Annotated in this window: 13 protein-coding genes; 7 read left to right on the top strand and 6 right to left on the bottom strand. The window is 73.3% G+C overall.

Going from position 1 to position 14,231, the window contains the following annotated elements; translation table 11 throughout:
* Positions 1-97: 97 nt before the first annotated feature.
* The 5 genes from ABD52_RS01960 to ABD52_RS01940 form a co-directional block, all read right to left on the bottom strand.
* On the bottom strand, positions 98-1,132 hold the full coding sequence (locus ABD52_RS01960) for a lactonase family protein (RefSeq protein WP_200905150.1): 1,035 nt from the start codon (positions 1,130-1,132) through the stop codon (positions 98-100).
* A 101-nt stretch (positions 1,133-1,233) separates the two neighbouring features.
* Positions 1,234-1,836 carry an ATP/GTP-binding protein gene (locus ABD52_RS01955; RefSeq protein WP_047890560.1) on the bottom strand — a complete coding sequence of 201 codons (603 nt, stop codon included), beginning with the start codon at positions 1,834-1,836 and terminating at the stop codon, positions 1,234-1,236.
* Entirely contained in the window at positions 1,817-2,206 is a 390-nt protein-coding gene (locus ABD52_RS01950; RefSeq protein WP_013288180.1) for a DUF742 domain-containing protein, read from the bottom strand. The genes ABD52_RS01955 and ABD52_RS01950 overlap by 20 nt, the downstream gene beginning before the upstream one ends.
* On the bottom strand, positions 2,196-2,618 hold the full coding sequence (locus tag ABD52_RS01945) for a roadblock/LC7 domain-containing protein (protein WP_013288181.1): 423 nt from the start codon (positions 2,616-2,618) through the stop codon (positions 2,196-2,198). Before ABD52_RS01945 ends, ABD52_RS01950 begins: the two co-directional genes overlap by 11 nt.
* Positions 2,618-4,966 (bottom strand): nitrate- and nitrite sensing domain-containing protein, encoded by a 2,349-nt coding sequence (locus tag ABD52_RS01940; RefSeq protein ID WP_047890559.1) that lies wholly within the window; start codon positions 4,964-4,966, stop codon positions 2,618-2,620. Before ABD52_RS01940 ends, ABD52_RS01945 begins: the two co-directional genes overlap by 1 nt.
* A gap of 303 nt (positions 4,967-5,269) precedes the next feature.
* Between ABD52_RS01940 and ABD52_RS01935 the strand changes: the two genes are divergently transcribed.
* The 5 genes from ABD52_RS01935 (at position 5,270) to ABD52_RS01915 (ending at position 9,533) form a co-directional block, all read left to right on the top strand.
* Entirely contained in the window at positions 5,270-5,869 is a 600-nt protein-coding gene (locus ABD52_RS01935; protein WP_013288183.1) for a hypothetical protein, read from the top strand.
* 13 nt (positions 5,870-5,882) lie between these two features.
* A complete protein-coding gene (locus tag ABD52_RS01930) occupies positions 5,883-6,950 on the top strand; it encodes a hypothetical protein (RefSeq protein WP_047890558.1) in 1,068 nt (355 codons plus the stop codon).
* A 125-nt stretch (positions 6,951-7,075) separates the two neighbouring features.
* Entirely contained in the window at positions 7,076-8,734 is a 1,659-nt protein-coding gene (locus ABD52_RS01925) for a sodium:solute symporter family protein (RefSeq protein WP_047890557.1), read from the top strand.
* 17 nt (positions 8,735-8,751) lie between these two features.
* Positions 8,752-9,075: a hypothetical protein gene (locus ABD52_RS01920; protein WP_013288186.1), complete on the top strand. Its 324-nt coding sequence runs from the start codon at positions 8,752-8,754 to the stop codon at positions 9,073-9,075.
* A gap of 74 nt (positions 9,076-9,149) precedes the next feature.
* On the top strand, positions 9,150-9,533 hold the full coding sequence (locus ABD52_RS01915; protein WP_047890556.1) for a hypothetical protein: 384 nt from the start codon (positions 9,150-9,152) through the stop codon (positions 9,531-9,533).
* 108 nt (positions 9,534-9,641) lie between these two features.
* Here ABD52_RS01915 and ABD52_RS01910 read toward each other — a convergent pair whose 3' ends face one another.
* Positions 9,642-11,450 carry a glycoside hydrolase family 6 protein gene (locus ABD52_RS01910; RefSeq protein ID WP_013288188.1) on the bottom strand — a complete coding sequence of 603 codons (1,809 nt, stop codon included), beginning with the start codon at positions 11,448-11,450 and terminating at the stop codon, positions 9,642-9,644.
* 646 nt (positions 11,451-12,096) lie between these two features.
* Between ABD52_RS01910 and ABD52_RS01905 the strand changes: the two genes are divergently transcribed.
* Both ABD52_RS01905 and ABD52_RS01900 read left to right on the top strand, forming a co-directional pair.
* Complete coding sequence (locus tag ABD52_RS01905) at positions 12,097-13,284, top strand: hypothetical protein (protein WP_235437304.1); 1,188 nt, start codon at positions 12,097-12,099, stop codon at positions 13,282-13,284.
* A gap of 79 nt (positions 13,285-13,363) precedes the next feature.
* Positions 13,364-14,167 carry a class F sortase gene (locus ABD52_RS01900; RefSeq protein WP_063778285.1) on the top strand — a complete coding sequence of 268 codons (804 nt, stop codon included), beginning with the start codon at positions 13,364-13,366 and terminating at the stop codon, positions 14,165-14,167.
* Positions 14,168-14,231: the final 64 nt, after the last annotated feature.

Genomic DNA, 14,231 nt, shown 5'->3' with positions numbered 1-14,231 from the left:
CAGAAACAGTTGATCAGCTAACTCATACGCTAAGTTACTGGTCAGTCATCTATGGTGATGTCAATCCACTTCGGACCGCCAATTGGTAACCGTCCGGTCACGGTAGGACGCACGTCGGGCTCGCCACCGGCACCGGCTCCCCCACCGGCTCGGGCACCCCGCCGTCCGGATCGACCCGGAAGATCCTGATCATGTCGGCCCGCTCGTCGGCCACGTACAGGTGCTCACCGGCGAACGCGAAGTGCCGCGGCCACTCACCGCCGGTGTCGACCTCGGCCACCAGCTCCGGCGCGGCGCCGTCCAGCGCGAAGACAGCGATCGTGCCCACGCCGCGGTTGCCCACGTAGAGGAAACGCCCGCCCGGCCCGACGGCCACCTCGGAGGGCTGGACGTGGCCGGTCCGGCCGCTGGCGTCGACACGCGTCGACTGACGCGGCCCGTCCGGCGTCAGCTCGTACGCGGTGACAGTGGCGTCCAGCTCACCGACGAGCCAGCAGCGCCGCCCGTCCGGGTGCCGGGCCAGGTGCCGGGGACCGGTCCCGGGCGCCGTCCGCAGCCGGGGCTCCCGCTCGGCCAGCCGGCCGTTGGACGCGTTGACGTCGTACCGGTAGACGGAGTCGGTGCCCAGGTCGACCGCGAGCAGCCCACCTCCGGCCGGGTCGGGCGAGACCATGTGGCAGTGCGCGTGCTCCTGCCGCTGCGGGTCGGCGCCGTGGCCGGAGTGCCGGACCAGGTCGGTGCGCTCCCCCGGCGCGCCGTCGGCGTCCAGGCCGAACACCGCCACGCTGCCGCCGCCGTAGTTCGCCACGAACAGGTGCCGCCCGTCCGGGGCGACCGCCAGGTGGCACGGCTCCGCGCCACCTGTCTCGCGGACGCCCAGCGGCGTGAGATCGCCGTCCGGGGCGAGCCGGAACGCGCTCACCAGCCCGTCGGGCAGCTCGTTGCACCCGTACAGCACCGGCAGCGCCGGATGCCGCACCAGGAACGACGGCGACGGGGCGACCGCCACGACGCCCAGCGGGGTCAGTTCCCCGGTCGCCCGGTCCCGCCGGGCCGCCACGACGCCCTCGGCCCGCCCACCCGTCTCCGCCGTGTAGCCGCCGATGTGGACGATCTCGTCCTGCCCGGTCACCGCTCCCACCTCTCGTCGGTCCTGCCTGCGATCCAACCAGAGGCTTCCCGGTGGCGCGCCCGGTCAGTCCCGCCGGGCCCGACGGATCGGGCGCGGGGTGCTCAGCCCACCGGCACCGGCTCGCCGCGCTGCCGCGCCACGTGCTCGACGAGCGAGATCAGCACCAGCTTGCCGGACTGCCGCTCCCGCGCGTCGCAGAGCACGAGCGGGACGTCCGGATCCAGGTCCAGGGCGTCGCGGACCGCCTCCAGGCCGAACCGGCGGGAGCCCTCGAAGCAGTTGACGCCCACCACGAACGGGATGCCCCGCTGCTCGAAGTAGTCGATCGAGGGGAAGCAGTCGGCCAGCCGCCGGGTGTCGGCGAGCACCACCGCGCCGAGCGCGCCGAACGCCAGCTCGTCCCAGAGGAACCAGAACCGGTCCTGGCCCGGGGTGCCGAACAGGTAGACCTGGAGGTCGTCGTTGATGGTGATCCGGCCGAAGTCCATCGCCACCGTCGTCGTCGACTTCTGCTCGACCCCGGAGACGTCGTCGGTGCCGAGCCCGGCCCCGGTCAGGACCTCCTCGGTCTGCAACGGCCGGACCTCACTCAACGCGCTGACCAGCGTCGTCTTTCCGGCGCCGAAGCCACCGGCGATGAGGATCTTCAGAGCCAGCGGCACCCGGGGCGCCCCCGGCTCCCGGTCATAACGCACGGAGTCCACTGACCACCGCCTTGAGGATGTTGTCGTCGGGCAGGTACGCGGTGGCCGGTGGCCGGTGCACCGCGACGAGCCCATGGGCGAGAAGGTCGCCGAGCAGCACCCGGACCACGCCCACGGCGAGGTCCAGGTCGGCGGCGAGGTCGGCCACGGCCTTCGGCCGCCGGGCCAGCTCGATCAGGCGGCGGTGCTCCGGCTGCAGACCGGGCGTGCCGGCCGGGTCCGCGTCAGAAGTGGCGAGCACGAACGCCAGCAGGTCGAAGCCGTCGACGGGTGGGCGCACCCGGCCGCCGGTGAGCGTGTACGGACGCACCACCGGCCCGGCGTCGGCGTCCAGCCACTCGTGCTGCGGCCCCGGCGACTCAGCGCGCATCGGTCCGCTCCCCCGCCACCCGGCTCGGCGCGGCCAGGTTCTCCCCGACCCGGATGACGAGCATCGCCATCTCGTACGCCACCAGGCCGATGTCGGCGTCGGCGTCGCTGGCCACCGCCAGGCAGGCGCCCTGCCCGGCGGCGGTCACGAACAGGTAGGCCGACTCCATCTCCACCACCGTCTGGCGGACCGCGCCGCCGCCCAGGTGCCGGGTGGCGCCCTTGGCCAGCCCGGAGAAGCCGGACGCCAGCGCGCAGAGGTGTTCCGCGTCGGTGCGGTCCTGGTCGGTGGAGGCGCCGAGCAGGAGCCCGTCCGCCGAGAGCACCACCGCCTGGCGGGCGGCGGGGACACGCTCCACCAGGTCGTCGAGCAGCCAGTCGAGATCGGCGTTCTGCCGCGTCGTGTGCACCACTAGGCGTCCCTCTCAGTCGCGGTTCGTTGGTCCGGCGCCGGCGGGGCGGGCTGAACGGCCGGCCCCGCGGTGGTGGACGGCGTACCGGTGTCGCGCGGTTCGGTGGTGGGGGTGGTCGGATCGGTTCCGGCGGCGCGCGAGCCGTCCCGGCGTCCCCGCGCGGTGCCGGCCTGCAACGCGGACATGGCCCGGCGGGCCTCCTCCGGGGTGCGGTGGGCCGGGGTGTCGGCGACCGCCGCGCGGGGTCGCGCGGTCGCGCCGCGGCGCCGGATCCGGCGAGGCAGGCCGTCGCCGTCGGCGGGTGGCTCCACGGTCGAGGCGCGGGCCGACTGCAACGGGACGACTGTGTTCTCCGACCGGTCCCGGCCCGGCCGGGCCGGCCGCCCCGGCCGGGGCACAGTGGTCAGCCGGGTCACCTTGGCCAGGCGCCGCCGTTCCGGCCCGGCGGAGGCGTCCGCGCCCACCGGCGGCTCGTCGGTGATCAGTTCCGACGGTACGAACACCGCGGCGACGATCCCGGCCGGGCGGGACGGCCGCAGCTCCACCCGTACGCCGTGCCGGGCGGCCAGGCGGGCCACCACGAACAGCCCGAGCCGGGCACTGCCGGCCGGGTCGAACTCCGGCGGCTCGGCCAGCTTGCGGTTGGCCTCGGCCAGAGCCGGCGCGGACATGCCCAGCCCCCGGTCGGTGATCTCGATGGTGTAGCCGCCCGGGACGCTCCGGCCGCTGACGTCCACCCGGGTGCCGGGCGGGGAGAACGTGGTCGCGTTCTCGATCAGCTCGGCGAGCAGGTGGATCACGTCGCCGACGGCCCGCCCCAGCACCCCGGCCGACGCCACCTCGCCCACGTCGACCCGGTCGTACGCCTCGACCTCGGAGATCGCGCCGCGCATCACGTCGACAGCCGCGACCGGGCGGCGCCAGCCACGTCCGGGCGCGGCACCGGCGAGGATGACCAGGTCCTCGGCGTGCCGCCGCAGCCGTGTCGCCAGGTGGTCGACCTGGAACAGCCCGGCCAGCTCGTCCGGGTCCTCGGTCCGCCGTTCCAGCCGGTCCAGCAGCGCCAGCTGCCGGTGCACCAGCCCCTGGCTGCGCCGGGCGAGGTTGAGGATCACCTCGTTGAAGCCCCGGCGCAGCGTGACCTCGTCGACGGCGGCGCGGACAGCGGTCCGGCGCACCTCGTTGAAGGCGCGCGCCACCTGGCCGATCTCGTCGCCGCCGTGGTCCAGCTCGGGCGCCTCCCGGGCGACGTCGACCTCCTCGCCCCGGCGCAGCCGGGCGACCACGTCGGGCAGCCGGCGTTCGGCCACCTCGGTCGCGGCGGCGCGTACGCCGGTCAGCCGCTGCGCCAGCGACCGGCCGACCCGCAGCGCCACCAGCACGCACACCACGATCGCGATCAGGCCCAGCACACCGGCGGCGGCGAGCTGCACGAGGATCCGGGTGGCCATCGGCACCGACCGCTCGGCCAGGGCGTCCGCGCCGCGCAGCTCGAAGTCGCGCAGGCTCTGCCAGACCTCGGCGTGACCGGTGTCCCACGCCCGCATGTCGAACCGGGCGGGCAGCGCGGACGAGCGGATCAGGCTGTCCTGGAGCGCGCGCAGCTTGAGGAACCCGGCACCCTCGGTCATCCGCTGGTACGCGGTCCGCTCCCCCGGCGGCAGGTCGGCGACCGCGATCTCGGCCAGGAAACGCTGGTTCTCGACTGTGCGTACCAGTTGCTCGTGCTCGCCCTCGGCGTACCGGCCCGCGGTGACGGCGCCGGCCAGCAGCGCGTCGGCCTGGCCGAGCAGCTCCCGGGACCGGCCCAGCGCGGTCAGCGCCGTCGCCTCCCGGTTGAGCTGCGCGTCGGGCAGCGCGGCCATCGCGCCGAACGCCTGGAACGCCGAGCCGATCATGCCGCTGTAGAGCCCGACCGCGCCGGCCCGGTCGACCTTGCGGTCGTCGATGAAGGCGCGCCCGGCGGGCAGCGCGTCGAGCGCCGAGACCAGTTGGTCGAGCCGGTTGTCGAGCTGGGCGTCGGCGACGTCGCGCAGGTCCCCGCCGTCGACCTTGCGGCGCAGCTCGACGATCGCGTCGTCGGTGCGTACCCGCTGCTCGGTCAGCTCGGGGAGGGCGCGGTCACCGGCGAGCTGGACCACCGACAGCCGCCGCTCCCGTTGCAGCTCGGCCACCACGGCCTCGCCGGGACGGCCCAGATCGTAGAGGAGGGTACGCGCGGAGAGCAGGTCGAGCGCGGGCCCGAAGGTGAGCGTGGTGGCGAAGATCCACAACGCCAGCAGCCCGGTCACCGGGCCGATGACCAGCGCGGTCAGCTTGGCGCGGATCGGCCAGTCACGGGTGTTCAATCAGACCTCGCCCGGGAAGGTGTCGCTCGGTGGCGCCGGCAGCGGCCGTCACGTTCGGCGGCCACGACGCCGGGCCCCGGCCCGGACGCCTTGGGCAGGATACGTAATCCGGGGCGGATGCACTACCGGCCGTCTCGGCTCTCGCTACGGTCCGAGACGGGCAGGAGGGCCTCAGTCGGACATCGGCCCGGCACCGGACGGCGGTCGCGACATCGCGCCTTTTCCCGGCCGGGGCGGAAAGTACGGCACAACGGGATTGGCGATCACCCGCGCGAGGGAATACCAGCGTGCGAAGGAGGAGCCATGTCGTCCACCCAGGTAGTCGTCATAGTCATCGTCGTCGCCGTCATCGCCGCGCTCGTCGCGGTCGCCGTGGTCGCCAGCCGCCGCCGGGCGCTGCGCGAGCGCTTCGGCCCCGAGTACGACCGGGTCGTCGCCGAGCAGGACAGCCGCAGCGCCGCCGAGCGTGAGCTGCGGGAACGCGAGCGCCGGCACGCCGAGCTGGAGCTGACCCCGCTGAGCCCGGAGTCCCGGGCCCGCTACGCCGCCGCCTGGGAGGAACTCCAGGTGCGCTTCGTCGACTCCCCCGCGGAGACCGTCGGCGAGGCCGACGAGCTGGTGAGCCGCCTGATCGCCGAGCGCGGATACCCCACCGGGGACTTCTCGGACCAGATCGCCCACCTCTCCGTCGAGCACGCCCGCACCCTCACCCACTACCGCGACGCCCACGAGATCCGGCAGCGCAACGAGCGCGGTGAGGCCGGTACCGAGGACCTCCGGCAGGCGCTCGTGCACTACCGGGCCCTCTTCGCCGACCTGCTCGGCGAGGAGCCGGTGCCCACGTCCACGCAGCAGCCGGAGCAGCGCCACCCCGACCACGACCACGACGTCCCGAGCCGCTGAGGAGGCCGCCGCCATGCGCCAGGAGGAACAGCAGGTCACGCAGGACCACCCCGAGGCCGTCCGGTCCGCACCGGTGCCGGTGCCGCAGCCGGGTGAGCACACCGACGCCGGCCGGCGCGACGCCGACCGGGCCGACGTACCCGAGGACGCACTGGACGACCGGGGCACCTTCGACGACCCGGCGGTCGCCGACGAGCGGCGCGACGCCGAGGTCGACGAGACCCGCGCCTACGACGCCGGGGAGCTGCGCGACGCGGCCGACCGGACCGACGACGACGGGCGGGCCCCGTACCACGAGCCGGCGCCGCTGCCGACGGCGTTCGGGGCGGCCACGGTGGGCGACGCGGTCGCCGCCTCGGCCCTGGCGGGCGGTCGCCCGCAGGACGAGCGCGACGCGCGCGACGAGGACACCGCGGCGCCGGGCGACGGCGCGCCGGGACGTACCGGCCCGCTGGACGACGAGCGGGCCGACCCGACGGCCGGGGACCGCCTGCACGACCGCGACCGCTGGGACGCCGAGCACACCGACGGCGACGGCCGGGACGACCGAACCGGCGACGACGTGGCCCGGGACGACCGCGTGGTCGACGGCGTCCGCCGGGACGACGCGGTCGCCGATGGCGCGGTCGGGTACGGCAGCGCCGAGCCCGGCCTGGTCGACCCGGACGCCGAGCCGGTCCCCGCCACCGACGACACCGACCGGCGGCACGACCGGGTGGACACCGACACCGCCACCGCGGCGGCGGGCGCGGCAGCCGCCGGCGCGGGCCTGGCCGGCGGCGAGCGGCCCACGCCCGGCGCGGTACCGGCCGACGCGGCGACGCTGTTCGCGCCGGAGGCCGCGCAGGGTTTCCGGGACCGCTGGCGCGACGTGCAGCTCCGCTTCGTGGACGACCCGCGCGCCGCGGTCGGCGAGGCGGAGTCGCTGGTCGAGGAGGCGATCGAGGCGCTCTCCACCGCCCTGCGGGAGCAGCGCACCCGGCTCGGCGCCTGGCAGGAGTCCGGCTCCACCGACACCGAGCAGCTCCGGGTGGCCGTACGCGGCTACCGCGACTTCCTGGACCGCGTGCTGGGCCGCTGAGAAACCGCCACGAAGCCCCGGCCGGTGACCGGCCGGGGCTTCCGCGTACCCGGACCGAACAGCAGGTATGAAACCTCGCAATCCGGGTAGGTGCAGGCAGCGGTGCACACGAGGGGAGCACGGGCATGGGCGGCGGCGGCCTGCGGTTGAACATGAACGCCCTGGACTATCTGATCCTGGCGCTCTACTTCGTCACGGTGCTCGGCGTCGGTTTCGCCGCCCGGCGCGCGATCCGTACCAGCGTGGACTTCTTCCTCTCCGGCCGATCTCTGCCCGCCTGGGTCACCGGCCTGGCGTTCGTCTCGGCCAACCTGGGCGCGCTGGAGATCATCGGCATGGCCGCCAACGGCGCCCAGTACGGCATCATGACCGTGCACTACTACTGGATCGGCGCCGTGCCGGCGATGGTCTTCCTCGGCATCGTGATGATGCCGTTCTACTACGGCTCCAAGGTCCGCAGCGTCCCCGAGTACCTGCGGCTGCGCTTCAACCGCCCCACCCACCTGCTCAACGCGATCAGCTTCGCTGTCGCGCAGGTGCTCATCGCGGGCGTGAACCTCTACGCGCTGGCCCTGATCATGCAGGCGCTGCTGGGCTGGCCACTCTGGTTCGCGATCATCGTCGGTGCGGTGATCGTGCTGGCGTACATCACCGTCGGCGGGCTCTCCGGCGCGATCTACAACGAGGTGCTCCAGTTCTTCGTGATCATCGCCGGTCTGGTGCCGATCACGGTGATCGGGCTGGTCAAGGTCGGCGGCGTCAGCGGCCTGATGGACGCGGCCCGCGACTCCAGACTCGGCGAGGCCGGACTGCACGCCTGGGAGGGCACCGGCAGCACCGGCAACCCGCTCGGCGCGCACTGGCTGGGCATCGTGTTCGGCCTGGGCTTCGTGCTCTCCTTCGGCTACTGGACCACCAACTTCGCCGAGGTGCAGCGCGCCCTGTCCGCACGGAACATGAGCGCCGCCCGGCGTACGCCGATCATCGCCGCGTACCCGAAGCTGCTCATCCCGGCGGTCACCGTGATCCCCGGCCTGATCGCCCTGGTCACCGTGAAAGGGCTGGGCGCCGACGAGGGCGACCTGGTCTACAACAACGCGATCCCGCTGCTCATGCGCGACCTGCTGCCCAACGGCGTCCTCGGTATCGCGGTCACCGGCCTGGTGGCCTCGTTCATGGCCGGCATGGCGGCGAACGTCAGCGGGTTCAACACCGTCTTCACGTACGACATCTGGCAGGCGTACTTCCGGCGGGACCTGCCGGACGAGCACTACGTGAAGGTGGGCCGGATCGCCACCGTCGGCGCGGTGGTCATCGGCATCGGCACCGCGTTCATCGCGGCCGGGTTCAGCAACATCATGAACTACATCCAGGCGCTGTTCTCGGTCTTCAACGCGCCGCTGTTCGGCACGTTCATCATCGGCATGTTCTGGCGGCGGATGACGCCGCTGGCCGGGTTCTGGTCGCTGCTGTCCGGCACTGTCGTCGCCACCGCCACGTACCTGCTCTACAAGGGCGGCGTGATCAGCTTCAACTCCGACCTGGAAGAGAGCTTCTGGGGCGCGGGCCTGGCCTTCGCCACGGTCGCTGTGGTGGCCGCGATCGTCACGCCGCTGACCCGGCCGAAGACCGACGACCAGCTGACCGGGCTGGTGTACGGCCTCAGCGACACCACGCTCGCCGACGACTCGCTGGCCGGCGACACCGCCTGGTACCGCTCCCCGGTGCTGCTCGGCGTCGTCGCCGTGATCCTCGCCGCCCTGTTCTACATCCCGGTCTTCTGAAGGAGGGGACGCACGCCATGGCAGACAACGCGGACCGCCACTACCAGGGCGGCGAGGCGCACGACCCGCTGGTCGACGAGACCGAGGACGCCCGGGAGGAACGCTCCGCCGCGGCCCGGCTGTTCGACATCCGCCGGGTCATCGGCGGCCTGTTCGTGGTGTACGGGCTGATCGTCGGCCTGATGGGGCTGTTCGACACGTCCGCCGAGATCGACAAGGCGCAGGGCGTCCGGATCAACCTGTGGGCCGGCGCGGCGATGCTGGTGTTCGGCCTGCTGATGCTGCTGTGGCAGCGGCTGCGCCCGACCGAGACGCCGGAGCCGCACCGCGACGAGTCCTGACCCCTCCGCCCGCATGGCGCGGCCCGCACCGGGTAGGCCACGGGGATCACGCGAAGGGACAGGAGGGCAGCAGCATGACCGATCGTGACCGCGGTGGCGAGCGGCCGCTGGAGGAGACCCCCGAGGTGGCCGCGGCGGTGGACGACGACAGCACGGTGGCCCAGTTGCGCAACGACGGCACCGACCCGGACAACCCGACCTTCACCGAGCCCGACGGCGCGGTGCCGGACACCGGGTCGCCGAACCTCATCGGTGACCCGTACGCGGCCGGGACCGGCGCGACCGGCACCGGTACCGGCGCCGCCCCGGACGACATCCGCACCGGCGCCGAGCAGCCCTGGGATCCGGAGGACCTGGTGCAGGCCCGGGGTCAGGACGTGACGCCGGAGAACCTGGAGCGGGCCCGCCGCGACCTGGCCGAGCTGGGCCGGGCGGCGATCGAGCGCACCGTTCCCTGACACCGGAACGGCCGAGGGCCCCTGGCCGACGTGGGCGTCGACCAGGGGCCCGGGGAACCCGCGCGGCGGTGCCTCACTCCCGCCGCCGCGGGTGGCCCTCACCGCGGCTCAGGAGAGCGGCGGGTACGCGTTCTGCATGAGCTGCTGGAACTGGGCCGGGAACCACGCGCCGGAGATCGGCGCGTCCGGCAGGGCGCCGGACATGCTGTTGCCGTTGCGGGCGTTACCGGTGTAGGTCGGGTCGCACATCCGGTCGAAGCCCTTGCCCTCGTTGTTCGGGATCTCCTTGCTGGAGCCGTCCGACTCACCCGGGGGCTTCACCCAGACGTAGGCGTCGATCCCGGTCTCCGGGTTGGCCCGCGGCCGCTCGCCGAGACCCGCGCCGGCCTGGTTGCACCAGTTGCCGGCGTGAATGCGCCGGTCGACCCGGCCACCGTCGACGTACGCGTCCACGCTGGTCATGGGGCCCGGGCCGGTGGGCCGGGCGGAGCCGCCCCAACCGTTACGGGAGGTGTCGATCAGCATGCCGATGTTGCTGTCGAAGCCGACCGAGACCAGCTTCTGCCGGAACGCCTGGGCGAACGACAGCTCGTCGACGTACTGGTTCCAGTCGATCCACTTGGACTGCCGGACCGTCTGGCCGTTCACCGAGTCGGTGACCTTGACGTACGGCTCCTTCAGGGCGGAGTAGTTCGCCGTGTTGACGATGAAGCCCTGCACGTTGGCGACGGTGCTGCCGGACGCGACGGCGGCGGCCTTGAGCTGGTCGGCGACCGGGCCGAAGTTGCTGTCCCAGCCGATCCAGCCGTGGTGGGCGGCGTCGATGTAGTTGTAGACGTTGCCGATCGCGCCCAGCTTCGCCAGGGCGTAGCCGACACCGTTCACGTACGCGCCGTTGGCCTTCACCGTGTCGCACATGACCGTGCCGCCCGGGTTGCCCGAGGTGTTGGTCACCAGGTTGGGCAGCGAGTCGATCTCGATGATGTTGACGATGCGCAGGTTCCGGTACTTCGAGTCACCCTGGATCGCGGCGATCGGGTCGATGTACTCGGCCTTGTAGCGGGGCAGTTCGTCCGGGCCCAGCTCGCCGTTGGAGGCCAGCGCTGCGCAGTCCCGGCCGGGCAGGTTGTAGATGACGAACTGGATGTAGCCGGCGCCCTGGGCGAGCGCGGCGTCCAGGTGGTCACGGACGCCCATCGCGCCGTTGGAGCTGCTGTCCGGCGTGCCGTTGATGGCGGCGATCCGGTCGATCCAGACCGCGGTCGGGTTGTTCGACACCCGGCTGCCGCCGGACACCGATTCGGCCTTGGCCTTCCACTCGGGGTTCACGTACCCCTTCACACCGACGTACGGGTTGTCGACCCGCTGCCCGGGCGGCGGGGTGCTCGTCGGCGGCGTCGAGGTCGGCGGGGTCGACGTCGGCGGCGTGCTCGTGGGCGGCGTGCTGGTCGGCGGCGTGCTCGTCGGCGGCGTGCTGGTGGACGGCGTGCCGCCGTTGCACACAGTGCCGTTGAGCGTGAACTGGGTCGGCTTCGGGTTGCTGCCGCTCCAGGAGCCGTTGAAGCCGATGGTGGTGCTGGCGCCGCTGGCGAGCGACCCGTTGTACGACTCGTTCTGCGCGGTGACGTTCTGGCCGCTCTGGGACCACCTCGCGGACCAGCCGTTCACCACCCGCTGCGAGCTGTTCGGGAAGGTGAAGCCGAGGTTCCACGAGCTGAGCGCGTCACCGATGTTCTTGATGGTCACGGTGCCGGTGAATCCACCGGGCCAGTCGCTGGTCGTGTACGTCACGCTGCACTGGGTGGCGGCCTGCGCCGCGGTGACCGGGAGGGTCACCAGTCCACCGGCTACCAGGACGCCGGCGCCGGTGAGCGCGAGCGTCCGGTTCCGGCCGGACAGCCTTCTCCACAGATTCATGCCACTGATCTCCTTGGGCGAGACCGGATCCGCGTACGGCCCGGCGCAAATGGCGGCGGCAGTCGTCCTGCGGGAACGACCGTGCGCGCCACGGGTTTCTTCGGGGGACGCCCGACCCGGACGGGCGTTGTGGGGGTGGTGGTGCCGACCGGTCCGCAGGACCGGCCGATGGAGCCGGACGTCGGCCGGTGGTGCCGGCTGCCCTCGACGTCTGAGCTCGCGGTGTGGCTCCCCGAACCGCGTGCAGCGATTCTTGCATGGGAGCGCTTCCATGGCAATGGCTCGATACGCCTGCCGCCCACCCTACCGGCGCCCGGCGCCACCACACCCCCACTCCCCGCCGCCCACCGGCGCCCTTCAGCTCGGGTGGAACGTCATGGGTGTCAAAACGACCCGGAGACACCCATGACGTTCCACTCGGTACGCGGACCGCGCGGAGGGGCGCCGACAGCACGAGTGGGACCGGCGTCGCGGGACCGCCGTGGAGAGCCTGATCGGCGCTACCGGTCGGGCAGCGCGCCGGGGCCACATCACCGGCAAATCCCTAAAAGCGAATCTTTCCCCGGATAAGTCGCGAAAAGGTCTAACGTCAGCCTTAGCTCGACTGACGTCGGGCTCAGGACGAACAGGGATGGAGACGCTGGTCATGGCTAAGAAGATGCTCGGGAAGGTGGTCGCGGGCGCCGCCCTCGGCGGAGCCGGCCTTCTCGCGTTCACCCCGGGAATGGCCTACGCGGGCGGGCACGACGAGGGCAAGGTCATCGCCAAGCCCCACGTGGTGAAGGCGGGGGACACCGTCGAGCTGCTCGCGATCTGCTCCGAGCCGCAGAAGCACGTCACCGTCTGGTCGAAGGTGACCGGCAAGGTCGACCTGCACCCGGCCCGCGACGGCGAGCACGGCGACTGGGCCGACCGCGGCGGCGACTGGGGCGGCGACCAGGACTGGGGCTGGGACGACAAGGGCCCGGACGGCAAGGACGACCACGGCAAGGGCCCCGACGGCAAGGACGAGCACGGCAAGGGCCCGGACGGCCGCGGCGAGCCGGGCGGGGAGGGACACGGCCCGGACGGCAACGGCCCCGGTGGCAACGGCCCCGGTGGCGACGGGCCGGGCGGGAACGGGCCGGGTGGCGACGGCATGCCGCAGCCTCCGGCGAACCAGCCCCAGCCGCCCGCCGGCCAGCAGGAAGGGCAGCCGCAGCCGGGTGGCGCGGGCGCCGGCGCGGCCGTCGACCCGGGCGACTGGCAGGGGCACGACGAGTACGGCCAGGACGCCGAGCCGGGCTGGGAGAAGGAGAAGGCGGGCGCGCCGGACTGGACCAAGGACGAGCACGGCCCCGACGGCAAGGACCGGTACGGCAAGGACGCCAAGGACGAGCACGGCAAGGACGACCGTGGCGGCCGGCCGGACGACAAGGGCAAGGACGGCAAGGACGAGCACGGCTCCTGGCAGGACGGCAAGGACGACTGGCAGGGCGGCAAGAACGACTGGCAGGCGAGCGGAGGCGCCTGGCAGGAGGACAAGGGCGACTACGGCAAGGACGCCGAGCGCGACTACGGCAAGGACGAGTGGGAGCACGGGAAGGACTTCGTCTACTACGGCGAGGCCACCGTGTCGCACGACGCCCGGCCGGGCCGGTACGAGCTGCGGGGCACCTGCGGTGAGGGCGAGCTGGTGGTACTGCCGCGCGGTGGGGTCGACGGCGGCGACGGTGGCATGACGACCACCGGCGTGGACCGCAACCTCGCCACCGGTGGCGCGGGCATGATCGGCGCCGCGGCGCTGGGCGGCCTGGTGCTGCTGCGTCGGCGGCGGGCCGGTGGCCTGGTCTGACCGGACGACGACCCGGGCCGGCGGCCGTCACGGAAGTCCGTGGCGTGCCGCCGGCGCGGCCGTCGTCGTCCTGCTCGCCATGGCCGGGGCCGGTCTGATCGGCGCGTCCGTCCGGACCGCCCCGCCACCGTCCCCACCGCAGCCGATCTCGCAGGCGGCTCCCGTCACCACCGACCCGCTGAGCGATTCCCCCGGCGCCTACGCCGACCCGGACGCCGAGGGCCGGCCCGCACCGGGCACCGAGGGCCAACCGGCACCGGGCACCACCGGCCAGTCCACACCGGACGGCACCGGCCAGCCGGCAGCGGACGCCGCGGGGGGCGGCCCGGCGACGCCGGGGCCACTGACCGGCGCACCCGGCGCCACCCCGGGCGCCGCAGCCGTCCCGGGCACCCCGGACACGACGGGCGCCGCCCCGGCTCCACTTCCCCGGTCCGCGCCGGTCACCATCTCGATCCCCCGCATCGGGGTGCAGGCGCCGATCATGTCGCTCGGCACGAACCCGGACGGCACGGTCCAGGTGCCCCCGCTGGACCAGGCCATGAACGCCGGCTGGTACTCCCCCGGCGCCAGCCCGGGCGAGGCCGGCAACGCGGTGATCGTCGGTCACGTCGACTCCGCCCAGCTCGGCCCGGCGGTGTTCTTCAACCTCGGCGCGCTGGTGGCGGGCGACACGATAGTGGTCGCCCGGCAGGACGGCTCGTCCGCCACGTTCACCGTGCGGGAGGTCGCGTCGTACCCGAAGACCGCCTTTCCCGCCGCGCAGGTCTACGGTCCGTCGGACGTCCCGGCCCTGCGCGTGGTGACCTGCGGCGGGGTGTTCGACAAGACGGCCGGGAGCTACCTGAACAACATCGTCGTCTACGCCCCGATGACCAGCTGAGGGCGGCAACGGCAGTGGCCCGGTGGTCGGGGAACCGACCACCGGGCCACTCGTGCGTCAGCGG

It is taken from the genome of Micromonospora sp. RV43 (assembly GCF_001029515.1).
GTDB lineage: Bacteria > Actinomycetota > Actinomycetes > Mycobacteriales > Micromonosporaceae > Micromonospora > Micromonospora aurantiaca.
This window is presented reverse-complemented; position numbering and strand designations above follow the sequence as displayed.